The following is a 24,154-nucleotide window of genomic DNA, read 5'->3' as shown; positions in this document are numbered from 1 at the left end:
TATTTAGCCAATCTTTTGCAAAATATGATCAGGCCAAGCTGCTGATTTATTAGTAGTGAGATCGACCCAGACCATGGTTGCACCACCTATGGCAACTTCTTCATCAGGCGCGGTAGTTAAAGCCATACTCGTGTAGACGTCCATACTAGTACGACCTATCGCACCGATCGAAGTTTTCAGAATTAAGTCGCCAGGATATGAAAGCTGTTTATAGAAATTACAAAAGCCATTCATCATCAACATCGATTCTTGGCCTGGTGCAACTTGATATCCCAAAGAAGTAATCCACTCTACTCGGGCTTGCTCCATATAGCGAAAGTAGATCGTGTTATTGACATGACCATACGCATCCATGTCGCCCCACCGAATTGGCGCGACCATTTCATGGACTAATTTACGATCTTCGGGAATGACGATACGCATTGGTATGTCGACTTAATAGATCGTTTACTTAACTTGCAAAGCAAGTTGATACAGATTTGTTGAGCGAGCTCCAGAACGACAAAATGCCAACACAGGGCCAGGCAAGGTTTTTAGCAAACGCGCCATCTCAATTACCTGTTCTGGCGTAATAGCACCAGAAACAACCGGGAGATATACGTAGTTCAAGCCCAACTTTTCTGCCTCAGCTTGAATATCGGCATTTTTAGGTTGATCAGGACCGCCTTCTCCGTCTGGGCGATTATTAATGACGCTCTTATAGCCCTGCTTTGCAATTTCCGCCAAATGGGTTGGCTCGATTTGACCTAAAGTGCCAAACTGGTCGTTGTGGCATGCGATTGGAAGACTCATGACATCCTCTGCTTTAAATAAGTTTTTAAAAAAATTCATTAAATAGTGAACAACAATATTTCAATAATGATTGATCTGTTAATTATTTTGGCGCTTGTCTATGGGCGGTAAAGAATCGTTCGCAAACTCGCATACCAGCCAGCATCGCAACAACAAACACCAAAGCCTTTAAGTATCCAGCACCCAAAGCGACTAGTGCTGGGCCAGGGCAAATGCCAGCAATCCCCCAGCCAACACCGAAAATAAAGCTACCAATTATCAAAGCTTTTGATATATCTCGCCTTGTTGGAATATGTAGAGCTCCACCAAAAAATGCTTCACTACGCTTTTTTACGACATAGAAACCTGCTAGACCAACCAGAATTGCCCCTAACATTACGAAAATCAAAGATGGGTCCCACGCGCCAGCAAGATCCAAAAAGCCCAAGACTTTTTTTGGATTACTCATTCCTGAAATGATTAAGCCGAGTCCAAAAAGGACGCCAATTGCGTACTGACTAAAAAGGCTGAAATGCTTTTTCATATCAAGCCCCGATCATATGGCGAATAATGAATACAGTGACAAATCCAGCGCCCATAAAGGTGAGTGTCGCCACCAATGAGCGAGTAGATAACCTAGATAATCCACAGATTCCATGCCCGCTAGTGCAACCAGATCCATATTGCGCGCCAAATCCCACTAGCAATCCAGCCAACAAAATTACATACCAGTCTGTATCAATTTCTACAATCGGGCGGATGCCAAAAAGCAAGGCAGCCCAAAGTGGCGCTGACAATAAACCAAGCACTAAGGCCAATCGCCACACAATATCATTTGGCTTCGGATGCAAGAGACCTGAAACAATTCCACTTATACCTAGAATCCTGCCATGAAGCAAGACATATAGAGCTGCCGCAATTCCCAATAACACCCCGCCAAATAAGGATGGAATGGGTGTAAAGGAGAGCCAATTGATTTGCATGTAAATGCCTATGAAGAATTATGCGCAGGGATAAGGTGCTAATCGCAATTGAAGATAACGAACACCGAGATAGCCACCAAAAATAAAGCCAGGTAATGCTAATAAAGAACTCAAAGCCAAGGTTGATATACCACTCAAGCCCTGACCTACCGTGCAACCCAAAGCTGTGATGCCACCAAATCCCATTAGTGCCGCACCCACCAAATGATTAGCGGTATCTTCTGCATTTCTGAAGGTTTCCCAACGAAAGGTCTTGCTAGAAATGGCAACTACAGCAGAGCCCAAAATCATACCTACAACAGCCACTATGCCAACGGTCAGCACTTTCGAAGTATCGCTGTACATCATCAGCCAATCCAACGAATAGGCATATGGAGCTACAAAAGATAGACTCTCCATACGACCAGAATTGGTTACTAAAAATACTTCCTCAAGCGTATTAGGGTCCTCCGCTACATAACCCAAAGCACCAGAAACCCACCATACAGCAGTGATAGCTAAGCCGACTGAGACACCTGCAAAGAGGTTTTCAAAATTACGAAATGCTCTATCAGCCAATGCAAACACAATAAATGCACAACCAATAATGAGTCCAAGAACTAAATGCAAGTTCGCCCTCTCAACCTCGAAAGGACCAGCAAGTAGACTTGGCAAGTCTTGCGGGGTTGCAAAGCTTACAAATACGAGATCTACAGTATTTGTACGAATGACTCCCAAAAATCCACGCAATGTCATGTAAGCCGTTAAGCCCAAAACCATAAAGACCACTACTGACTTTAGGTTGCCCCCGCCAATACGTATTAATGTTTTGCTGCCGCATCCAGAAGCCAAAACCATTCCAAAACCGAACAAAATGCTTCCTAAAAGAGTCGAAAGCCACAGAAATTTATTACCTGTATAGATCGATTTCAGTGAATCAATCAATCCGAGATGTGCCAAAAAAGTGAATCCAAGAATCGCAGTGCCGATCGCTAAGAACCATTGTCTAAAACGATTCCAGTTGGAGGTGATAAAAACATCTGATACAGCGCCCATGCTGCAAAATCCTGTTTTTTGCATCACCATGCCTAGAGCAAACGTAATCGCAAACGTTGCCCAAAGCACCGTTTTACTTAAAAGGGGTATATCTACAGCTTCCATAGAAAACTTATTAAAAAATTATTGTTTAAATTTATAGAATTGCTTATTTAAATAAGCAGCAACATCTGCTTCGTCTTCAGGAAATAAATCAAGACGTAACTCAGTATTACAGCGCTCCACCATCGTTTTTAATTTCGCAAGTGAGTTCACCTTGCTATCAGATCGGGTATAAATCATGTCCCCATTTCCAAAACTGGTTTTCTTGGCGTGGCAAGCGTAGCACTTGTTCTGGTCAAGTTGCTTGCCATTCTCAACATTTATATTCGCCATAGTACTAGTGCTCAAACCAATCATGGCGCAAGCAAAAAACTGGCGAGAAAATACGGTAAATTTCATTACAAATTGGCAATACGCTGGCAAAAGGCTATTTTAGAGCCATCTTGCCAATTTCGCCCTCAAGCCCTACTCGGCCTGAATTGATAAGTAGACGTTATAAGCATTCATTCGGTTGGCAGCCTTAAATAATGGCATTCCTTCATATTCAGACCAGTCTGTCGACTGATAGGCCCCCTCGAATGGATCCAAATTAAGTGCAGCGGTACTCATTGATTCCCGCAAATATTTCAAGTAACCGCGTGTGAACGCAATATCTTCAAGCGGCTTAGTAGAGTAAGCGCCGTGACCTGGAATCACCGTATCGGGATTGAGTCTCTCAATTTCATCTAAGGCCAGCAACCAACCTTTGCTATCTGCATTTCCCACAAATGGAATGCGACCGCGGAAGACTAGATCTCCTGCAAAAAGTACTTTTTCTGAAGGCACGTAAACCATTAAGTCTTCTGGTGCATGTGCAGGACCCACCCTAGTAATTAAGAAATCCACTCCACCAACCTTGAGGGTAAATGCTTTATCAATCCAAACATCTGCAGGAACTAGGCTCGTCTTCTCGTTGACCCATGGCGCAAAATCCACTCTTGAAGCGATCAAACGCTGCTTGGCAGTTTCCGATGAAAGATAATTTCTTCCTTCACCTTGCGCATAAATTGTTGCGCCAATCTTTTTGAATTCTTGCAAACCATAGATATGGTCGGCATGATAGTGACTCACAATTACCGCCACAATTTTCTGATTGCTAACTTTTCTGATTTCAGCTATTAGCTTTTTAGCAAGCACCGGCGAGCCAAGCGCATCCATTACAACCACCCCACCAGGGGTAACAACAAACCCTGCATTTGAGATGAAGTTTTGGTTGGCACTACTGCCCATTTCTGGTCGACCTTGAATAAAGTACGTATGCGGTGCCACTTGAATAGGCTTAACCAACACCTCATCTGCCACTACCGCATTATGAGCAATCGTTAAACCACAAAAAACAAAGGACCCGATCAGAGTCCCAAGGCAGTGCTGAATACGACGAATGCAAACTTTCATTTCAAAACTTAAGGCTTGATGTAAGCAAAACCATCTTTATATTGAAGATCCGCAACCCGAACAACACCTGAAGGCGTGAAATCTGCATCCAATACGAATTGATCTTTTTTTAGATTGCGGTTCTTTAAAGTAATTTCACACACTTCAAATTTGACTCCGCGCGACTTGAGAGCAGAAACCAAAGGAGCATATTCAATATTGTTCTTCTTGTCTTTTGCACCCTCCATCAACATATCAACACCATTCGCATGTGTCACAACAATAATGGTGGTATTTGGAGCGGTATCTAAATGGTTTCGGATATTGCGCAAACCTTTAATACCTTGTGATTCAGCATCATCAATATGGTAAACAACCTTTGTGCCCGATGAGCCTTGGGCAGATACACTTGCAATGAAACCAAATGAAATGACTAGACAAACGGCGAATTGAATAACTCTTTTGATCATATTTACCTCTAGTATTGAATTAGATAGGAGCCATACCAGGATTATTGGCAACACCTTTGATTACGGGCTCATTGAGCTTAACAGCCTTGACCGTCTTCACCTCTTTCAAGTGGCGCTCGATCACGTCCCAAATTGCTTCGCCGCCTACATTTTTGGCGTCTTCACTAACTGGCGCCCAACCCGCAACTTTATAAGTTTTTCCAGCTTCAATTAACTTGCCATTAAGGCGCATCTCCGATATGCGATTACCGGCAGTCTGCGCTGGATCAATTGTGTATTGCATGCCCCCAACGCGAACCATGTCACCGCCCTGCTGATAATACGGGTCTGGGTTAAATAAGTTATCCGCCACGTCTTCCAAGATGGTCTTAATCGTCTCGCCAGTCATATTGGTGACCGTAGTGTATGGATAAGTAATTGCCGTTTGATCCATGAGGTTCTCACGCGTAATCGCCTGTCCAGGCAACAAACTTGTTCCCCAGCGGAAACCAGGAGAGAATGCGATCTCCGCATTTTTCTGCGCCATTAATCCATCTAAGATTAATTGATCAAAGCTACCGTTGAAGTTGCCACGACGATACAAGAGTCCATCGGTGGTAGCCAATTTTTCTCCCAACTTAGCCTCAAACGGCGCCCTTACCTTGGTGATCAATTTAGACATCGTTGGATCAGCCGGAATCATATTTGAGAAGATTGGTAAAAGCTTGTATCGGAAATCAACTGGCTTACCGCCCTTAACATCAAAATCGAGCACGCCCAAAAATTTTCCATTTGAACCAGCATTAGTAACGAGTGTCATTCCACCGCGATTCTTGACCTGCACTGGAACAGGCACTCCATCATGCGTATGGCCACCTAAAATGGCATGCAATCCACTAACACGTGACGCCATTTTTAAGTCCACATCCATACCATTATGCGAGAGTAATACCACTACTTTCGCGCCTTTTGATTTCACCTCATCAATCGTCTTTTGAAGATTTTCCTCTTGAATTCCAAAAGTCCAGTCTGGTGTGAAATATCTTGGGTTGGCTATTGGCGTATAGGGAAATGCTTGGCCAATGATAGCAACTTGAACGCCATTCATATTCTTCATGACATATGGGTTGAATACCATATCGCCAAAATCGGATGTTTTAATGTTTTGCGCAATGAATGACACTTTTCCTTTGAAATCGCCATTCACAATTTCCATCACACGCTTCTCACCTAGCGTCATTTCCCAGTGGGGCGTCATCACATCCACGCCTAGCGCAAGCGCTGCATCCACCATATCTTGGCCATTGGTCCATAGTGCTGTACCTGATCCCTGCCAGGTATCACCGCCATCTAATAGTTGTGCGCCAGGACGTCCTGCTTTTAATTGCTTGATGAGCGTTGCCATATGTGCAAAGCCGCCCATCTTTCCGTAGTTTTGAGCTGCCGCAACAAAGTCCAAATAGGTAAAGGCATGGGCATCACGCGTACCTGGAGCGATACCATTTGCCTTTAGAAAATACTCTCCAACCAAATGCGGTGTTTTGCCTTCTTGCGCACCAATGCCTAGATTGACATTGGGCTCACGAAAATAGATTGGTAATAATTGTGCGTGACAATCCGTAAAGTGCAATAGATGAACATTACCGAACTTTGGAACATCATAAAATTTTTGAGCCGCTACTTGCGCACCCGCAAAATTCGATTGCAAACTCATTCCACCCGCTGAAGCAAAAGCTAAAGCCTGCAAGAAATCGCGACGACTTAAAGACATATATTTCCCCTGATAAAAAACAGGCCTTACGGCCTGCTTTTGTTTTATTGATTTACTGGTGAGGCGGGATCCAGCAACAGAGCCATTAAGTCCTGAATCTGCTGCTCATTCAGCAACTTAAAGTGTGCAAAGCGTGGCATATTGCTACAAGCGTTATACGCCTTGGAGTTATTGATACGGTTCCAGGTGTAGACCACCAACTCTTGTGAATTTCCACGCAACTTACCGTAGTTCCAAAGGGATGGCCCGATAGTGCCATAAGAAATTTCTTTCTTATCAATTTGATGGCAGTTATAACAACCACCACCAATCGGAGTATCTGCTTTATCCGTCCAAGTGGCACCACGACCGCTTTGTGCAATCGCCTCACCCTTCTTCCAATCCCCCATGTACTTACCATCTGAGGGTTGCTTGATGCTATCCATATTGATTTTCTGGATCTTTTCACGCATTGCTTGACCCTTATCGCTATTCACAAAGACAGGATCAGAGCAGAATTTTTGGGTTTCATCTTGATCGATGCGATCTAGGCCGGCAATACCTTCTGCCCGGAAACCATCCTTCATCATTTTGTTAAATTTCGGATCATTAGCCTGCTGGGCAAGAACAGAACCTTGAAAACCAATTGCTGAAATAGCAATGGCGCTAAGGACTAAGAGGGATTTGATGTTTTTCATATGCATATTCTCTGTCTCTTATCCGTTAACGCTTTAAACCAGGGGTTTCAACTGTACCGCCATTTGCATTCTTTGCCATATACATTGACAAGGCTACAGTCAGATCAGATCCGTAAATAGGGAATGGGAAGCGCTGCTGGCGATAGCAATCATTCAAACGTTGCTGCATCGTCCAAAACTGGCCACTAGATACACGATATGCAGGCCAATAACCCCAACCCAAGGCTGCGCCTTTTTGGGTGGTCAAATTCGGCAGGTCCTGCAAACGAATACGCTTTCCATCTTCGCCATGGCAAGATGCACAGGAGAAATCCATTGGACCACCCTGGAAATAAAATGCACGCTTACCAAGCTCATACATTTCTTTTTCTTTTGGATGATTGGCACTGACTTTAATCTTGTCGCCTTTAGATGCGGTAACCACATAAGCAACAATCGCTTCCATATCTTTCTTAGGTCCAACCTGAAATGGTGCATCCACCATTTCTTTTGGATTGCGACCTTGCAAGGTTTGCATACAGGTCATCAAGCGAGATTCAAGATCCTGGACTCTATTGGTATCTTTGAAGTAACGCGGCAATTGTGCAGCCGCACCCTTTACAACACCGGGGCCCAAACCTAAATCACATTTCTCTAGAGTTGCGTTTTTTGGTCCAGCAGGCTTTTTCCATAAATCCTCGCCTGCAGCTTCATACAGCTCTGAAGGGTTTCCATCCGCAATCATTTCACGATATTTTGCTATCTCATCTGTCGCCGTTTGGGCGAACACAATCGATGAAATCGACAAACTTGCCACCAATATTCCCGAGGACAAGCCTAAGGTGAATTTACGCTGCATTTGATTCCCTTTCAAAGCCATAATGAATAAGAGCACTTAAGAAGCAGTTGCCTCATCGGTACGCTTGTCACCTTTGTTATCAACCCAGCTAACAACAATCTTGTCGCCTTTAGCGCCCTTGTATTTAAAGTTCAAGAATGGATCCTTTGAAACAGCTGGACCAAACTGACCATTCAATACATCTTTGCCATTGGCTTTCACATTGATCGTCGTGATGTGCCACGCTGGAATAACCCTGCCAGAAGCATCTTTACGCTGACCAGATTCCATGTCGTGCTTCATCAAAATTTTTACATCCACAATACCGCCACTTTCGGCTGCTCTAACGCGCATTGGATCAGACATATATTCCTCTTGTATTCGTAATTAGTAGTTATTGATCTTGACTGCTCGGTATTAGCCGCCGCAACCACCTAAAGTAACTTTCACTTCTTTAACGGCCATACTCCATTTGCCATCTGCTTTTACCAAAGCGTAAACATTTGAGGTTTGACCCATCTTGATACGTGTTGTTACAAATGACTCAGTTCCAGAAGGAATAAAGAACTGTGCAGCTAATGCACTAGGATTCTTTTCTACGAGGATAGCCATTTGCTCTGCTTTTAATGTTGTAGTGATGCCCACTGGCACAACCGCGCCATTTTCAGCAATATCGGGAGCACTTAAAGTAACTGCACTTGATTTATCTGGACTACCGGCACCCAATATTTTGAATACGTCATCTAGACCCTTGCCTTCAAAAGCGGCTTTATTCCACTCTTGCGCTTGCGCCACACTAATAAGGCCTGCTGAGGCCATTAATCCAAAGACGGCTGAATACTTCAATACACTGCGTCGCTGTTGATTCATAAATACTCCTTTATTAATTTTTTGCCCTGAATATATTATCTACTTTTGAAAAATACATGCTGGTTAGTACTTAAACAGCTTTTATTTTCCCCCTGAAAGCACCCAAGTGACCAGCGCTTTGCGATCCTCATCAGACAATTGCGCTTGTGGCGGCATTGGTATCGATCCCCAAACACCTGAACCGCCATTTTTTACTTTATCCATCAACTTATCTAAAGCGCCGCTCTGCCCTTGATATTTCGCAGCAATATCATTAATGGATGGACCTACGAGCTTGGCATTTTGAGCATGACAGGCCGCACAGTTCTCGCTCTTAAATAAAGCAGCCGGTCCTTTTGAGCTAGCGGCATGCGTATCGGACGCATGGGCTAAACCTTCACCAGCAGCACCTGGCAACTTGGCTAAAGGTGGCTTCGTGGAGTCTGCCCCACGGAACGGTCCGTACTGGCGATTTTGTTCGGCGATATTGCCATGGGCATTGCGAGCATAGTCTGGTAACTCAGAACCGATTTGAACAAACTGCACGCAATTCGTCATACAAGCTGTAGCGTGAACATCTGGACTACCCTTCGCACTCCATAAACCATGCTTCAGTGTCATGCCATTGCGATTAGGCATCCGTTTTTGCACTTCAGCAATATTGCTATTGCTTAACACATAATCATCCGGTACTACCTCTGCCATACTCAACAAATAAGCTACTAATGCGTAAGTATCATCTGGCGTTAATGACCGAGGCGCATTCCATGGCATTGCGCGATAGATGTAATCCCACAAAGAAGATACTGTGGCTACCTTCATGATGGTCGTTCTTTGAGGTTGCTTGCGATCCGACAGTGAAGCTACGCGACCTGTTTTAATGTCATCAGCCGTAGTACCGCCAATAATGGGTGTAAAAATCTCATTGGACTCGCCAAACGTTCCATGGCAAACAGAGCATTTAGATTCCCACAATTGCTGCCCTTTATCTACTGAGCCGGACCCTTTTGGAAGACCTTTGAAGTCAGGGCGAACATCAATATCCCATGCTGCAACCTCTGCAGATGTTGCGTCTCTGCCGATGCCAGGAAAACGGGATCCTGAATTTTGTGCAAATGCTATATCGGTTATCAAGCAGCTTGATAGCAAAAGGAAAGTAAGGTTTACAAATTTAGCCAACTTGAACATTGCTGACCTCCCCATTTGAGCCAACTTTCCACGACTGAATCGCGTTGTTGTGATAAATAGATCTGGTACCGCGAACATCTCTCAACATTTTGATGGTTGGCTGAACATATCCAGTATCGTCAATAGCGCGTGATTGCAAAATCGCCGGCGCACCATCCCATACCCAATCTATATTGAAGCGTGTTAATGCTTTGCTTAATACCGGAGTTTCCAGGCGTGCGGTCTTCCAGTTATTTCCGCCATCAAAAGAAACATCAACGCGTTTGATTTTTCCTCTTCCTGACCATGCCAAACCGCTAACGTTATAAAAACCTTTATCCAACAATTGCTGCCCGCCAGAAGGCGTCGTAATTACAGATTTGCATTCTTGAATTGAGGTGTACTGACGCGCCATTCCATCTGGCATCAAATCGTTATAGTGAACAGCTTCATCTTTAGTCGCATAAGGCATATCACCCACCTCTAGGCGTCGTAACCACTTCACCCAACTGACGCCCTGCACTCCGGGAACCACCAGTCTTAATGGAAAGCCATTTTCAGGGCGCAACATTTCTCCGTTCATACCCCAAGCAACAATCGCCTCATTCAACACATCGGGCAAGTTGATGGTTCGCGTCATGCCAGAACCATCACCACCTTCGGCTAATAAATACTTGCCCTTCTTCAGGTCTGCGCCACACTCCTCTAGCAAGACTGACAAAGGAACGCCGGTAAATTCGCAGCAGGAAAGCATGCCATGGGTGTACTGAACTGTAGGTACAGCAACGTTCCCCCATTCCAAGCCTGTATTAGCACCGCACTCAATAAAGTGAATCCGTGATACTGAAGGTAATCGCATCAAGTCATTCATGGTGAATACTCGATTGTGTTTAACCAAGCCATTAATCATCAAACGATGCTTCTCTGGATCAATGTTGTACCAACCTTGATGCTGGCGCTCAAAATGCAAGCCATTAGGTGTAATGATGCCGAATAAGCCCTGCAATGGGGTAAAAGCCACTGAAGCAGCAGATACCCTCGTTAATCCAGGCGATTCACGACGAATGAGATTGGCCTCATAAATAGATGGCATTCCATACGGCATGGTTGCCACATTCTTGCCCAGCGTGGTTTGCCATTCTTGCTTTTCCAGGATCACTGGGTCGCCTTCAGAGGCAAATACATTGGAAGCAGAGCTAACGCCCATTGCTCCACCAAGTGCAGCCATAAAGCCATTGCGTAAAAATCCTCGGCGGGCATCATCCATCCCGTTCTGATTCAAGTCAGCAATCAACTCTTGAGAAATGAAGTTCTCTGGAGCCTGGTTAATTTGTCCTCTGCGTTTTTGATCAGCCATTAAATAGTTATCCTCACAATTAGACTTCCTGCATCAACCCGAATGACTAAACGGCATTCACTGGAATCTTTAAATAGGAAATTCCATTGGCCTCTTTCGGAGGAAATTCTCCTGCACGAATATTGACCTGGATTGCAGGCAAGATCAGTACCGGCATTTCTAAAGTTGCATCACGTTTTGTGCGCATCTCAATAAATTGCTCTTCAGAAATTCCGTCATGCATATGAATATTCGACTTCCTCTCTTCAGCGACAGTAGTTTCAAACTGAACAGGTCGATTATTTGGTGGATAGTCATGACACATAAACAATCGCGTGTCTGGCGGATTGCTTAAAATCTTTTTCATCGATTGATACAAGACGCTGGCATTGCCACCAGGAAAGTCACAACGCGCCGTACCTACATCAGGCATAAACATGGTATCGCCAACAAAAATCGCATCCCCGATCTGGTAAGCCATGCAAGCAGGTGTATGTCCTGGGACGAAAATAGCCTTTAGGCTCAAGCCCCCAAAATCAATCTTGTCACCATCCTTGAATAGTCGATCAAACTGAGAACCATCTGTTGGAAATGTACTTTCCAGATTGAAGATACCCTTAAAGACACCTTGAACGACGGAAATGTGATCGCCGATAGCAGTTTGCCCGCCAAGTTTAGATTTCAAATAGGGGGCGGCAGTGACATGATCTGCATGCGCATGAGTTTCTAAAATCCACTCAACCTTTAATGCATTCTCATTTACAAACCGGATAACTTCGTCAGCCATCTTGGTATTAGTGCGACCTGATTTAGGGTCATAGCCAAGAACGCTATCAATAATGATGCAAGGTGCATTCGGTTTCCCATAAACCACATAAGTAACCGTCCAGGTATCTGTATCAAAAAAGCCTTTTACAATTGGGTTCATCTCTCGCTCTTCTAGGTAATATTTCTAGGTGAAATTATTGAATGATTCTGTTAAAAAAAAACTAATAACTAACCCTTATATACATATTATTAAAAATAATAAAGAATAATTCTACTTATAATCATTAAATTAGGAGGCTGATGAGATGAATACAAAACAAGAAAATCAAGGATATGATGTTCTTATTGCTGGCGGCGGAGCTGCAGGCATTGGATTGGCGGCAAGCTTAAAAAGTAGGGATAAATCTCTCAAAATTGGAATTATCGAGCCCTCTGAAGATCATTATTACCAACCCTCTTGGACCCTTGTTGGGGGTGGGGCCTTCAATGTCAAAGAAAGTAAACGCAAAACCAAAGACATCATCCCAGCTGGCTTTACTTGGATCAAAGACAAGATTACAAGCTTTAATCCCGATACCAACGAAGTACGAGTTGCTCATGGAGATCCTATTCGCTACCAATATCTGGCTATTGCAACTGGACTCAAAATTAAATGGGAGGCAATCCCAGGCTTAGTAGACACCATTGGCAAGAATGGTGTGACATCCAACTATAGCTACGACTACTCTCCTTACACATGGGAGCTAGTCAAACAAATGAAATCGGGAAAGGCGATCTTCACTCAGCCGCCAATGCCAATCAAATGTCCGGGCGCCCCACAAAAAGCAATGTATCTCTCCTGCTATGAATGGGAAAAACAGGGGAAACTCAAAAATATTGAAGTGGAATTAAATAATGCAGGTGCCGCCTTGTTTGGCGTGGCAGATTTTGTACCCCCACTAATGGAGTATGTAAAAAAATATCAAGCTACCTTGAACTTTAATTGCAACTTAATTTCAGTTGATGGCCCTAATAAGAAAGCCATCTTTGCTGTTAAAGATGCAGATGGAAACGTCACCCAGGTAGAGAAGTCTTTCGACATGCTGCACGTAGTACCACCGCAAGGGCCACAAGACTGCTTGATTGGCAGCCCCGTTGCCAATGCTGATGGCTGGGTTGAGGTAGATCAATTCACCTTACAGCACACCCGCTATCCGAATATATTTAGCTTAGGTGATTGCTGCTCATCACCAAATTCAAAAACAGCTGCTGCCGCCAGAAAACAAGTAGTTGTAGTTGCTGAGAATTTATTGGCACACAAGCATCATCAACCAATGCCTCTCAAATATGATGGCTATGGTTCATGCCCATTAACAGTTGAAAGAGGGAAAATTGTTCTCGCTGAATTTGGTTACGGCGGAAAGTTATTGCCTACCTTCCCATGGTTAATCAATCCACTTAAAGCAACCAAGCTAGCTTGGATCCTGAAAAAGGATGTGCTGCCCTGGCTTTACTGGAATGCAATGCTAAAAGGCCGAGAATGGCTAGCGCGACCATTTGAAAATTAAATCATGGAGCACATACTTCTAGCCCCAGTTCTTGGGGTATTTATTGGCATCCTCATGGGGCTAACAGGCGCAGGCGGAGGTATCCTTTCGGTACCTCTTCTGGTGTTTGCTTTTCACATGCCGATCTCTGAGGCAGGGCCAATAGGATTAACCGCAATCGCATTATCGGCTGGCGTCGGTGCGTTAATCGGCTTGTATTCCAAAGTACTGCGTTATAAGGCGGCCATGTTTATGGCTGGGTTTGGTTTACTACTATCTCCATTGGGTCTGTGGGTGGCTCAACGAGCACCCAATACACCAATGCTGCTGACCTTTAGCGCAGTGCTCATTTATGTATCAAGCAAAATGTTCATTCAGGCTACTCAAACTATTGCGGGTAAAGCGCCCGTATTGACCAAGCCACCTCCATGCCAACTCGATATGTCGATTGGAAAATTAATTTGGACTGTGCCATGCGCAAGAGCGCTGATGTTCGCGGGAGCATGCGCTGGATTTTTGTCAGGACTACTTGGTGTTGGTGGTGGCTTCATCATTGTTCCTTCCCTAAAGAAATTCACTGACCTGCCCATGAAAGCCATCGTTGCCACTTCATTGGGCGTCCTTGCAATCGTATCGACTGGTGGCGCAGCAATCTCTCTTATTTCAGGAACGCTTGATTTATCAATTGCGATACCTTTTAGTGGAGGTTCTCTTTTGGGTCTTTTGTTTGGGAAAATCCTCGAAAGAAAAATTAGCGGGCCTCGAGTTCAGCAAATTTTTTCCATTTTTACCTTCCTGGTGGCGCTCAGCTTGATTTATAAATGCTCGCTGTGAGCTAAGGAATCCTTCTGTAGAGATATGTTTGCGGTCTTTTCGAGGGCAATTGGCAATACAATTCAAGGGTGATCGATATCGATGCCCTTCTCCTATCTCTAAAGCTGGCTTTATGGACTTTGGTCCTGATTCTGCCTTTTGGAGTTTGGGTGGCTCACTACCTTCAGAGAATGCGCAAAGGTCGATCCTGGATTGAGGCAGCTCTTGCCCTCCCTTTAGTGCTTCCCCCAACCGTACTCGGGTATTACCTTCTTGTTGGCTTAGGCGGGAAAAGTTTTTTTGGCATTCCACTGGTATTTTCATTTACAGGAATCTTGATTGCATCGCTCATTGTCAATCTTCCATTTGCCATTCAGCCAATTCAGCGCGCTTTCGAATCGATTCACCCAGAAATTCGTGAGGCGGCTCAAGTTAGCGGCCTATCTCAATGGCAAATATTTAGCTTAATTGAGTTGCCCCTTGCGTGGCGTGGCATTACCAGTGCCGCAGTCTTAACGTTTGCGCATACGCTTGGCGAATTCGGCGTCATCCTCATGGTTGGTGGAGCAATCCCAGGTGAGACTAAAACAGTTTCAATTGCGATTTACGACAAAGTACAAAGTTTTGATACCTCGGGTGCAGGAGTGCTTTCGCTAATATTGCTGGGTACTTCACTAGTAGCTATCGCCCTTTCCTATGGCGTTTTTGGTCGCCAATCAAATCGATCACGTAACGCAGAGTGGAGAACCTAATGCTGAAAGTAAAGCTCTCTCAAGTATTACCGAATCCCCTCCAGCTCAATATTGAATGCATTCCTGGCGAACTGCATGCTTTAGTAGGTCCATCAGGCAGTGGTAAAACAACGGCGTTACGCACTATCGCTGGATTGAACAATGCTCAAACAGGAAAAATTGAATGCGATGGCAACATCTGGTTTGAAGCTACTGATATTGGTGGCATCACCACAACCCTAAGCCCTGCTCAACGCTCATGTGGGTTCTTATTTCAGCAATACGCACTATTCCCGCACCTTTCTGCACTCGAGAATGTTTGCATTCCCCTACATAACTCCGTTCCAACATTGGAAGAGCGCAAAGCGTTGGCGCAACAGTGGTTAGACCGCATGGGCATTGGCGAGCTTTCAAAGCGCATGCCTAATCAATTGTCTGGCGGACAACAGCAGCGTGTCGCACTTGCCAGAGCTCTTGCAAGATCGCCAAGGATCTTATTGTTGGATGAGCCTTTCTCTGCGATTGATGCTCCGACACGCCAAAGTCTATATAAAACACTTGCGCAACTTCGCAAGGATTTGAATATTCCCATATTGCTGGTGACGCATGACCTAAGAGAGGCTGATCTTTTGGCAGATCGAATTACGGTGATTGATCAAGGTGTTGGCCTGCAAACTGCGCCGCCCAAAATTTTGTTTGAGCGCCCCCGAAACTCTCGTGTTGCGGAGCTCGTTGGCATTAACAATAAATTCGAGGGCATCTTTACCGCCGGAAAACTTAGCTGGAATGGTTGTCAGCATGTATTTGATGTTGTCGATAAGGGGAAAATACCCCCCAATACGCCTGTTGCTTGGGTTATTCCCGCTGACGGCTTAAGCCTGGTTATGACTCAGAGTCCTACTTCTATTGAGGTAATGGTTGAACAAATCAGTGCAATTGGACAGATAGCTGTTATTCAATTGCGGACAATTGAAGGAAGTCATATGGTTACTTGGGAGGCATCTGCTGCAGAAGTTAATCGCCTATCCCTAGAAGCTAACAAAATATGTCATTTAGAGATTGATGGCGGAAAGATCCACATCATGCCGCTGCGCCCCATTAATGACCCGAGGCGCTTTAGCAATTAAAGCTTAGGTTTTTGCGCCACCAAGCCTAGTAATGCAGACATACCTTCATGTCTAGCACCCTCAGACAAAACCTTTTCATAAGAGCGAAGCTCAAGAATGGAGAAATCCCTAGCCAAGTCTCGAATCAACTCTTCGGTGTAAAGATGCTCAATCAGCGATGGACCACCAGTCTTATATTCCAACTGCTTTGGCGTATACCCCTGAAGAATAAATATTCCACCAGGCTTTAAGGTCTCATAGGTTTTTTGAAAAATGCGTTCACGCATTGCGGGATCTGCGAACTGAATAAAGATTCCCACGACTGCATCATAGGTATCTCTGGGCCATGCATAGCTATCTGTATCCGAGAATGTGTATTCGACATTAACTTGATTGTCTTGAGCAAATTGTCTCGCCTTTGCTAATGCGATATCTGATGCGTCAAAGCCAACCACTTGCATTCCTTGCTTTGCAAGCCAGACACCATTGCGCCCTTCGCCATCCGCGATACACAAAACCCTATTGCCAGACTTTAAATATCTCTTAGTTTGCTCTACTAGATATTCGTTTGGCTCTTTTCCAAAGATGAACTCTTCTTTATCAAAGCGCTCATTCCAGAATTGCGTGGCATCAGAAAACTCCATAGGCTTGTCTTGATGTACTTGTTTATTTTTTGAGTCCACCAACGAGATCACTCTTGAGATCGTTGATATTTTCCAGGCCCACAGCAATACGCACTAAACCATCCGAAATTCCAGCGGCTTGACGTGCCTCTGGACTCACGCGGCAATGCGTTGTGGTCGCTGGATGCGTGATCGTTGTGCGCGTATCACCTAAGTTTGCGGTAATAGAACAAAGCTTAGTTTGATTAATCAACTTAAAGGCCGCTTTTTTACCGCCTTTGAGTACAAAGGAAACAATTGCTCCACCCTCTTTTTGTTGGCGCTTAGCCAAAGCATGCTGAGGATGTGATTTCAGACCAGGATGGTAAACACGTTCAACGCCTGATTGCTTCTCAAGCCATTGAGCCAAAGCAAGGGCATTCTGGCTTTGTTGCTTCATACGAAGCTCAAGCGTCTCTAAGCCCTTTAAAAATACCCAGGCGTTAAATGCGGATAAGGTTGGCCCAGCGGTGCGAACATATGGGAAAACTTTGCCCATCACAAAATCATTGCTGCCCACAATTGCGCCACCCACAACCCTACCCTGACCATCTAAATACTTAGTGGCAGAGTGAATCACAACATCAGCGCCTAGCGATAATGGTTTTTGTAAAGCAGGCGTACAAAAACAGTTATCAACAGCAAACAAAGCGTTCGCTTTCTTGGCAATCTTGGAAATCGCTCTGATATCCGCAATTTCAGTTAAGGGATTTGAAGGGGTCTCTAAATAGAAAAGTTTTGTATTAGGTTGAACAGCAGCCTGCCATGCTTTGGTATCGGTCAAATCCACATAGGTCGTGGTGATGCCAAAGCGACCTAAGATATTGGTAAACAATTGAATCGTTGCACCAAACACAGAACGAGAACAAATCACATGATCGCCAGCCTGAAGATGCGCCATTGCCATCGTCAGAATTGCGGACATTCCTGAAGCAGTCGCAATACAAGCTTCTCCACCCTCTAAGGCAGCCAAGCGATCTTGAAACATGCTGACAGTAGGATTGGTAAAGCGTGAGTAAATAAAACCTCGATCAGCATGAGCAAAACCATCGGCAGCTAACTCAGCACTATCAAAACAGAAGCTGGAAGTCAGAAACATCGCTTCAGAGTGCTCTTGAAAATCGGAGGTGCGACGAGTTCCAGCGCGGACGGCAACCGTCTCAAGCGCTAACTTAGAAAAATCAGGTTTTTTGCGGGTAGTTTTACTCTTCATACCGCTATTTTGACACCGAATGATAGATTTGCCTCAAGTAAGGTGCAACCGGGCTTAATCAGACGTAATCGTGTGGCTTTTTAGTCTTCGGTTGCCAAATGCAGGTGCAACTGCGAGCGAGCGAAATCACTCGAATCACGCTGACGGTCCGCCTTAGCTGCGGAGGAATTGCGTTGTGCTTCTAAAGCATCCAAATATGACTCGTTGATATCGCCGGTAATGTAATTTCCATCAAAGCATGAAGCTTCAAAGTTCTGAATCTTCGGATTGATATCGCGAACCGCCTGCTTCATATCCTCAACACTTTGATAGATCAACTGATCAGCACCAATCATCTTATTGATTTCTTCATCTGTACGACCGTAAGCTACCAACTCGCTACGAGTTGGCATATCAATACCGTACACATTAGGGAAGCGAACTGGTGGTGCAGCTGAGGCAAATATCACCTTCTTAGCGCCAGACTCACGCGCCATTTGCACGATCTCAAAAGATGTAGTTCCACGGACAATCGAGTCATCAACAATTAAGATGGTCTTATCCTTGAATTCAACACGCATTGCATTGAGTTTTTGACGAACTGATTTTTTACGAACTGCCTGACCAGGCATGATGAAGGTGCGGCCAATGTAGCGATTCTTGAAGAACCCTTCGCGATAATCCACGCCCAGGTTTTTCGCTACCTGCATTGCGGCAGGACGACTAGAATCCGGAATTGGCATGACTACATCGATCTCATCAACATTAGTCTCTTTGCGAATCTTCTCAGCCAAGTAATCACCCATGCGCATACGCACGTTATAAACAGTCACTCCATCAATAGTGGAGTCCGGACGAGCCATGTAAACATATTCAAAAATACAGGGTGTGAGAACGGCATTCGTAACACATTGGCGTGCATAGAAGTTCCCATCCAAATCGATATAGATTGCTTCGCCTGGATTGACATCGCGAACAAATGTAAAGCCAAGGCCCTCAAGAGCAACCGACTCTGAAGCCACCATCCACTCAGGACCTTGAGCTGTATCGATACGGCCAATACATAAAGGACGAATGCCAAATGAATCACGGAATGCTAATAATCCATAGCCAGCAATCAAGGAAACAACTGCATAAGAACCTTTAACGCGACCAGCAACCCCAGTCACCGCATTAAACATTGCGCTCTCGTCTAAGGCGGAGCTGTTAGTTTCTTTTTGAAGTTCATCAGCCAGAACGTTTAACAATACTTCAGTATCTGAACTAGTGTTGATGTGACGACGATCACGGTAAGCCATCTCAACGCGCAAACTTGCCGCATTCGTAAGGTTGCCGTTATGCGCCAAAATAATTCCGTATGGAGCGCTTACATAAAATGGCTGCGCCTCTTCTTCGCTACTAGCAGAGCCAGCGGTTGGATAGCGCACCTGACCAATGCCGGCATTACCTACCAAGCTGCGCATATTGCGTGTTCTAAATACATCTCGCACCAAACCATTGGCTTTATGCATCGTGAATGAATTGCCATTCATGGTGGCGATACCAGCAGCATCCTGACCACGATGTTGCAAGAGCAACAAAGCATCATAAAGAAGCTGATTGACTGGTGAATGGGAAACGGTTCCGACAACGCCGCACATATCGCTAGATTCCTATTGTTAATTTAGGAGTAATGGTTGGGGTAACTTTTGGCATGGCATCACTTAACTGCTTTGCCCAATCACTTGGGAGCCAACCTTTTATCAATCCAGTTGCCATATCAACCGCCGGTCGAGTAATTGCATTCTTCCAAGCCATGCTTTGCGGAATTGGAGTCAAGGCTGCCAATGTTGCCAGCACTACAACAATTAAGCCGCCGCGCGCTAGGCCAAACACTAAACCCAGGAAGCGATCTGTCAGACTCAAACCTGCAGACAAAATAATCTTTTGCACAACACCACCAAATAAGCCGCAAATAATCAAAGTCAAGACAAACAAAATTAAGAAACTTAATCCAAGACTTAACAGTTCTTCTAGGTGGAATGTCGAAAGCCATTCAGTGGAGAGGTAGTTGCTGTAATGGTAAGCAACCCAGGCCGCTACGAACCAAGAGGCTAGGGCCAGAACTTCTTTGAATAGACCCCTGGAGATACCCACTAAAGCTGAAACCAAAAGTACAACTAGGGTGAAGTAATCCACCGATGTTAGCTTTAAGGTGGATAAGTATTCCATTACTGTTTAGCGCTCTCGACAATTTTGGCAGTGGGATTTAAGGCCTTGATTTTCTTAAGGGCTGCCTCTGCCGCATCTCTGTCAGTGAATGGACCGGCACGGAATGCAGTCTGTTTTACGCCATCGCTCTTTGTCTTGGTATACACAGCGTAAGGAATTTTGCTGTCTTTCAGCTTTGTGGTGACATTCTTGATGCTCTCTTCAGTCTCAAATGTGCCAACTGGAATAACGTACTTTACATTTGCTTTTGTATCGGCCGCCTTAGCTGGGGTGTCAACCTTTGGTTTTGCGTTAGAGACTGTCGAAACTACCTCTTCACCGGCTGCCAAACCTAGAGCGGGCGCCTTGGATGATGTTGCTGGAGTTGCTGATTTGATATCTGCCTTTGCCTCACTCTTCACTTCAGGGGCAGCTGCAGGAGGAGTAACTTTAGGCACCTCTACCGGCACCTCTTGTTTTGTCTCTACTTTTGCTTTTTCTTCTGCTTTTGGTTCAGACTTTGGCTCAGTAGCTGGAGTTGGCAAACTCGTCACGATATTGACTGCAATATCGTTACTAACAGCCTTAGGCTTGTTATCCAGGATGCGCGGGAGTCCAACCACTGCAATCAAGACTAAAACAGTTGCGCCGATTAAGCGATGACGAGCGCGTTGTTGTTCAGGATCTTCGGTAAGAGCTAGCTCTTCAGACTCTACAGCGCGCTGGAATGCACGAGGTGCAGCCCTTTTGGTGGTGCGCCGGCCCACAGACCCTGTTTCAAGGTCATCAGACTGAGTTTTTCGCTTAAAAAAGCTTGGTAAACGAATCATGGATCAATGCGCCTGGTTGTTTCGATAAGCCATTACGCCTGCAACGGTATAGAAGGATCCGAAGGTCACAATTCTATCACCCTCGCCTGCCTGAGATAGCGCTTTTTGATACGCTAAAGCAGGATTTTCGAAGATTTCGATACCCCCATCTGCCCCATTTTTAGGTTTCACCCCCATGGATTCGAGCTTCTGAGCCAAGACCTTTGCAGAAGCTGCCCTAGGGGTTGGTAAATCAGTGCAAAACCAAAAATCTACGATATTCAAGAGGGGTTTAATAACGCCCTCAATATCCTTGTCTACCATAGCCCCAAAAATGGCATAGGTATATGGGTGGTACCCCATCTTATCCAGACCCTGCCCCAAAGTAGCTGCCGCATGAGGGTTATGGGCAACATCGAGCACAACTGTTGGCTGTCCAGGTAGAACCTGGAAGCGACCAGGAAGCTCCACCATCGCAAAACCGTTACGTATATCTTGAGCGCTCACCGGCAAGCGCTGATGTAAGGCCATGAGCGCCGCTATTACTGCGGATGCATTCAGGATTTGATTTGCGCCCCGCAAGGCTGGATAACCTAAACCACTGAAACGCTTTCCTCTACCCGCCCAACCCCATTGCTGCTTATCGCCCTGGAAGTTGTAGTCTCGCCCTTGCAACCAAAGATCACAACCCAATTTTTCAGCATATTCAATTAACGATTGTGGTGGCACTGGATCCCCACAGACAGCGATATGTCCCGGACGAAAAATCCCCGCCTTTTCCAAACCAATTGCTTCGCGTGTTCCGCCCAAGAAGTCAGCATGATCAATATCAATACTTGTCACAATGGCGCAATCAGCGTCGACAATATTGACGGCATCTAAACGACCGCCCATACCAACCTCTAGCACTACCGCATCTAAGTTCGACTTAGAAAACAAATACAGGATTGCTAGAGTCGTGAACTCAAAGTACGTAAGTGTTGGCGCATCAATCAAGCTAACACGCGCATTTTCAACTGAGGTAAAACTCTCTAGCAAGAGCGCATCTTTAACCTCCTCGCCATTAATGCGTGCACGCTCATTAAATGTCAGTAGATGAGGTGAAGTATGACAGCCAACACGATAACCAGAAGCAAGCAAGATACTTTCCAAATAGGCGCATGTCGAGCCTTTGCCATTTGTACCTGCAACTGTAATGACTGGACAATCAAAATGAAGATCTAATGCAGCCTTAACACGACTAATGCGCTCAAGCCCCATATCGATACCGACTGGATGAGCGGTTTCAAGGTGGCTAAGCCAAGCCTCGAGGCTATTAAAGAGAGTTGGGTTTTGGTGTGCAGTGCTCAAGCGCTTAAACGGCTGAGCTACCCGCAATCGCAGGCTCTGGAAGTTTTTGCAATAAGGCCAACAAACGTGCAATCTCGCCACGCATTTGACGACGATCGACGATCATGTCGATTCCACCCTTTTGCATCAAAAACTCAGAACGCTGAAATCCTTCAGGCAATTTTTCACGAACAGTTTGCTCGATCACGCGTGGTCCAGCAAATCCAATTAATGCTTTTGGTTCAGCCATAACGACATCGCCCATGAAAGCAAAACTAGCAGAAATTCCACCCATGGTGGGGTCAGTAAGAACACTGATGTATGGCAAACCTTTTTTAGACAGCAAGGTCAACATTGAGTTTGTCTTTGCCATCTGGAAAAGAGACAGCAAGCTCTCTTGCATGCGAGCGCCGCCCGTTGCAGTGATGCAAATGAATGCACATTTCTTATTGATGGCCTCTTGAACCCCGCGAGCAAAGCGTTCACCAACTACAGAGCCCATTGATCCACCCATGTACTGGAACTCAAAGCAAGCTGCTACAACCGGAATGCTTTCAATCTTGCCGCCCATCACAATCAATGCTTCTGTTTCACCAGATGCATCATTTGCTTCTTTAACGCGATCTGGATACTTCTTGGAGTCTTTAAATTTCAGAGGATCGGTTGGATAAATATCAGCGCCGATTTCATGGCGCCCTTTTTCATCCAACAAACTATTTAAGCGTTGGCGTGCGCCAATCCGCATGTGGTGACTACACTTTGGACATACTGATAGATTTGCTTCAATGTCAGTGCTGTAGAGAACAGTCTCACAACCCGGACACTTAACCCATAAGCCCTCTGGTACCGATTTCCGATTTGCTGGATCAGTATGTTGTATTTGGGGTGGGAGTAATTTATCTATCCAGCTCATTAGTTTTAACTATCCAATGCGTCGCGAATCTCACGAATAAAGGTTTCTAGTGATTGTACTGCTTGACCTGGGGGCGCATCCTCTAAAAGACGAATAATGCGGCTACCAATCACTACGGCATCGGCGCTTGCGGATACTGCCTTAGCACTGGCGGCATCACTGATCCCAAAGCCCACGGCAATCGGAATATCGGTTTCCTCACGGATTTTTGGAAGAATACTAGCCACATCCTGGGTATTGAGGTGGGACGCACCTGTAACTCCACGCATAGAAACATAATAAATGTAACCAGAAGCAATTTTGGCAGCCTCTTTAATACGATCGTGAGAGGAAGTTGGTGCCAACAAGAAAATAGGGTCAATCCCCGCTGCACGCATACGCGCCGCAAAATCCACACACTCTTCTGGCGGATAGTCGACCACCAACACGCCATCCACACCAGCAGCTTTTGCCTCGCTCGCAAATCGCTCAGATCCCATTTGCTCAACTGGATTAGCGTAACCCATCAACACCACTGGAGTCTTTGCATCCGTCTTACGAAATTCCTTAACCATTTCTAAGCATGAGTGCAATGACACACCATGTTCTAGCGCACGCTCAGACGATCTTTGAATCACAGGACCATCTGCCATTGGATCAGAAAATGGCACGCCCAACTCAATCACGCTTGACCCACCACGCACTAATGCATGCATGAGTTCGACAGTTAGTTTTGGATCTGGATCACCCGCGGTAATAAAAGGAATCAATCCTTTTTTACCAGTAGCTTTAAGCTCTTTAAATAGTGCAGTAATTTTTGACATAA

28 protein-coding genes are annotated in these 24,154 nt (G+C 45.2%); 4 read left to right on the top strand and 24 right to left on the bottom strand.

All coding sequences use genetic code 11. The features are described from left to right. Positions 1-3 precede the first annotated feature (3 nt). The 16 genes from ICV39_RS07250 to ICV39_RS07175 form a co-directional block, all read right to left on the bottom strand. The gene (locus ICV39_RS07250) at positions 4-423 is read right to left on the bottom strand and encodes a thioesterase family protein (protein ID WP_215389460.1); all 420 of its coding nucleotides are present in this window, start codon (positions 421-423) and stop codon (positions 4-6) included. Between the two features lie 24 nt (positions 424-447). Further along, positions 448-792 carry a TIGR01244 family sulfur transferase gene (locus tag ICV39_RS07245; RefSeq protein WP_215389459.1) on the bottom strand — a complete coding sequence of 115 codons (345 nt, stop codon included), beginning with the start codon at positions 790-792 and terminating at the stop codon, positions 448-450. An 82-nt stretch (positions 793-874) separates the two neighbouring features. Then, positions 875-1,315: a YeeE/YedE family protein gene (locus ICV39_RS07240; protein WP_215389458.1), complete on the bottom strand. Its 441-nt coding sequence runs from the start codon at positions 1,313-1,315 to the stop codon at positions 875-877. A gap of 1 nt (position 1,316) precedes the next feature. Beyond that, positions 1,317-1,754 (bottom strand): YeeE/YedE family protein, encoded by a 438-nt coding sequence (locus ICV39_RS07235; RefSeq protein WP_215389457.1) that lies wholly within the window; start codon positions 1,752-1,754, stop codon positions 1,317-1,319. An 18-nt stretch (positions 1,755-1,772) separates the two neighbouring features. Next, the gene (locus ICV39_RS07230) at positions 1,773-2,894 is read right to left on the bottom strand and encodes a YeeE/YedE family protein (protein ID WP_215389456.1); all 1,122 of its coding nucleotides are present in this window, start codon (positions 2,892-2,894) and stop codon (positions 1,773-1,775) included. Between the two features lie 18 nt (positions 2,895-2,912). Next, positions 2,913-3,230, bottom strand: coding sequence for a hypothetical protein (locus tag ICV39_RS07225; protein ID WP_215389455.1), 318 nt, complete (start codon positions 3,228-3,230; stop codon positions 2,913-2,915). 66 nt (positions 3,231-3,296) lie between these two features. Continuing rightward, positions 3,297-4,265, bottom strand: a complete 969-nt coding sequence (locus ICV39_RS07220) for an MBL fold metallo-hydrolase (RefSeq protein ID WP_215389454.1) — start codon at positions 4,263-4,265, stop codon at positions 3,297-3,299. Between the two features lie 8 nt (positions 4,266-4,273). Beyond that, entirely contained in the window at positions 4,274-4,714 is a 441-nt protein-coding gene (locus ICV39_RS07215) for a DsrE family protein (protein ID WP_215389453.1), read from the bottom strand. Positions 4,715-4,733: 19 nt separating this feature from the next. After that, positions 4,734-6,464, bottom strand: coding sequence for a thiosulfohydrolase SoxB (gene soxB, locus ICV39_RS07210; protein WP_215389452.1), 1,731 nt, complete (start codon positions 6,462-6,464; stop codon positions 4,734-4,736). A gap of 44 nt (positions 6,465-6,508) precedes the next feature. Beyond that, positions 6,509-7,147 (bottom strand): sulfur oxidation c-type cytochrome SoxX, encoded by a 639-nt coding sequence (soxX, locus tag ICV39_RS07205; RefSeq protein ID WP_215389451.1) that lies wholly within the window; start codon positions 7,145-7,147, stop codon positions 6,509-6,511. Positions 7,148-7,166: 19 nt separating this feature from the next. After that, the gene (soxA, locus tag ICV39_RS07200) at positions 7,167-7,979 is read right to left on the bottom strand and encodes a sulfur oxidation c-type cytochrome SoxA (RefSeq protein ID WP_215389450.1); all 813 of its coding nucleotides are present in this window, start codon (positions 7,977-7,979) and stop codon (positions 7,167-7,169) included. Positions 7,980-8,015: 36 nt separating this feature from the next. Next, a complete protein-coding gene (gene soxZ / locus ICV39_RS07195) occupies positions 8,016-8,324 on the bottom strand; it encodes a thiosulfate oxidation carrier complex protein SoxZ (RefSeq protein ID WP_215389449.1) in 309 nt (102 codons plus the stop codon). A 51-nt stretch (positions 8,325-8,375) separates the two neighbouring features. Then, entirely contained in the window at positions 8,376-8,828 is a 453-nt protein-coding gene (soxY, locus tag ICV39_RS07190) for a thiosulfate oxidation carrier protein SoxY (protein WP_215389448.1), read from the bottom strand. Positions 8,829-8,909: 81 nt separating this feature from the next. Next, positions 8,910-9,995, bottom strand: a complete 1,086-nt coding sequence (locus tag ICV39_RS07185; protein ID WP_215389447.1) for a c-type cytochrome — start codon at positions 9,993-9,995, stop codon at positions 8,910-8,912. Beyond that, positions 9,979-11,331 (bottom strand): sulfite dehydrogenase, encoded by a 1,353-nt coding sequence (gene soxC, locus ICV39_RS07180; RefSeq protein ID WP_215389446.1) that lies wholly within the window; start codon positions 11,329-11,331, stop codon positions 9,979-9,981. The genes ICV39_RS07185 and soxC overlap by 17 nt, the downstream gene beginning before the upstream one ends. A 46-nt stretch (positions 11,332-11,377) precedes the next feature. Beyond that, positions 11,378-12,238: an MBL fold metallo-hydrolase gene (locus tag ICV39_RS07175; protein WP_215389445.1), complete on the bottom strand. Its 861-nt coding sequence runs from the start codon at positions 12,236-12,238 to the stop codon at positions 11,378-11,380. A 145-nt stretch (positions 12,239-12,383) separates the two neighbouring features. Here ICV39_RS07175 and ICV39_RS07170 point away from each other — a divergent pair, with 145 nt between their 5' ends. From ICV39_RS07170 to ICV39_RS07155, 4 genes are all read left to right on the top strand, one after another. Next, positions 12,384-13,625 carry an FAD/NAD(P)-binding oxidoreductase gene (locus ICV39_RS07170; protein ID WP_215389444.1) on the top strand — a complete coding sequence of 414 codons (1,242 nt, stop codon included), beginning with the start codon at positions 12,384-12,386 and terminating at the stop codon, positions 13,623-13,625. A gap of 3 nt (positions 13,626-13,628) precedes the next feature. Further along, positions 13,629-14,438, top strand: coding sequence for a sulfite exporter TauE/SafE family protein (locus tag ICV39_RS07165; RefSeq protein ID WP_215389443.1), 810 nt, complete (start codon positions 13,629-13,631; stop codon positions 14,436-14,438). A gap of 68 nt (positions 14,439-14,506) precedes the next feature. Then, positions 14,507-15,169, top strand: coding sequence for a molybdate ABC transporter permease subunit (gene modB, locus ICV39_RS07160; protein WP_371816529.1), 663 nt, complete (start codon positions 14,507-14,509; stop codon positions 15,167-15,169). Then, a complete protein-coding gene (locus ICV39_RS07155) occupies positions 15,169-16,275 on the top strand; it encodes an ABC transporter ATP-binding protein (RefSeq protein ID WP_215389442.1) in 1,107 nt (368 codons plus the stop codon). Before modB ends, ICV39_RS07155 begins: the two co-directional genes overlap by 1 nt. On the opposite strand, the gene ICV39_RS07150 is transcribed toward ICV39_RS07155, so the two are convergent. The 8 genes from ICV39_RS07150 to trpA all read right to left on the bottom strand — a co-directional run bounded on the left by ICV39_RS07150 (position 16,272) and on the right by trpA (position 24,152). After that, positions 16,272-16,937 carry a bifunctional 2-polyprenyl-6-hydroxyphenol methylase/3-demethylubiquinol 3-O-methyltransferase UbiG gene (locus ICV39_RS07150; protein WP_251372650.1) on the bottom strand — a complete coding sequence of 222 codons (666 nt, stop codon included), beginning with the start codon at positions 16,935-16,937 and terminating at the stop codon, positions 16,272-16,274. The genes ICV39_RS07155 and ICV39_RS07150 overlap by 4 nt on opposite strands. Beyond that, positions 16,921-18,129, bottom strand: a complete 1,209-nt coding sequence (locus tag ICV39_RS07145; RefSeq protein ID WP_215389441.1) for an O-succinylhomoserine sulfhydrylase — start codon at positions 18,127-18,129, stop codon at positions 16,921-16,923. Before ICV39_RS07145 ends, ICV39_RS07150 begins: the two co-directional genes overlap by 17 nt. Before the next feature lie 80 nt (positions 18,130-18,209). Further along, the gene (purF, locus tag ICV39_RS07140; RefSeq protein WP_215389440.1) at positions 18,210-19,748 is read right to left on the bottom strand and encodes an amidophosphoribosyltransferase; all 1,539 of its coding nucleotides are present in this window, start codon (positions 19,746-19,748) and stop codon (positions 18,210-18,212) included. Positions 19,749-19,752: 4 nt separating this feature from the next. Further along, complete coding sequence (locus tag ICV39_RS07135) at positions 19,753-20,319, bottom strand: CvpA family protein (protein WP_215389439.1); 567 nt, start codon at positions 20,317-20,319, stop codon at positions 19,753-19,755. Further along, positions 20,319-21,128: an SPOR domain-containing protein gene (locus tag ICV39_RS07130; protein WP_215389438.1), complete on the bottom strand. Its 810-nt coding sequence runs from the start codon at positions 21,126-21,128 to the stop codon at positions 20,319-20,321. Before ICV39_RS07130 ends, ICV39_RS07135 begins: the two co-directional genes overlap by 1 nt. Positions 21,129-21,131: 3 nt before the next feature. Continuing rightward, the gene (gene folC / locus ICV39_RS07125; RefSeq protein WP_215389437.1) at positions 21,132-22,457 is read right to left on the bottom strand and encodes a bifunctional tetrahydrofolate synthase/dihydrofolate synthase; all 1,326 of its coding nucleotides are present in this window, start codon (positions 22,455-22,457) and stop codon (positions 21,132-21,134) included. Positions 22,458-22,461: 4 nt separating this feature from the next. Further along, on the bottom strand, positions 22,462-23,349 hold the full coding sequence (accD, locus tag ICV39_RS07120) for an acetyl-CoA carboxylase, carboxyltransferase subunit beta (protein ID WP_215389436.1): 888 nt from the start codon (positions 23,347-23,349) through the stop codon (positions 22,462-22,464). 5 nt (positions 23,350-23,354) lie between these two features. Further along, positions 23,355-24,152, bottom strand: coding sequence for a tryptophan synthase subunit alpha (gene trpA, locus ICV39_RS07115; protein WP_215389435.1), 798 nt, complete (start codon positions 24,150-24,152; stop codon positions 23,355-23,357). Between the last annotated feature and the right edge of the window lie 2 nt (positions 24,153-24,154).

Source organism: Polynucleobacter sp. MWH-UH25E (assembly GCF_018687095.1).
Lineage (GTDB): Bacteria > Pseudomonadota > Gammaproteobacteria > Burkholderiales > Burkholderiaceae > Polynucleobacter.
The sequence above is the reverse complement of the archived record's forward strand: the minus strand, read 5'-3'. Positions and strand labels throughout refer to the sequence as shown.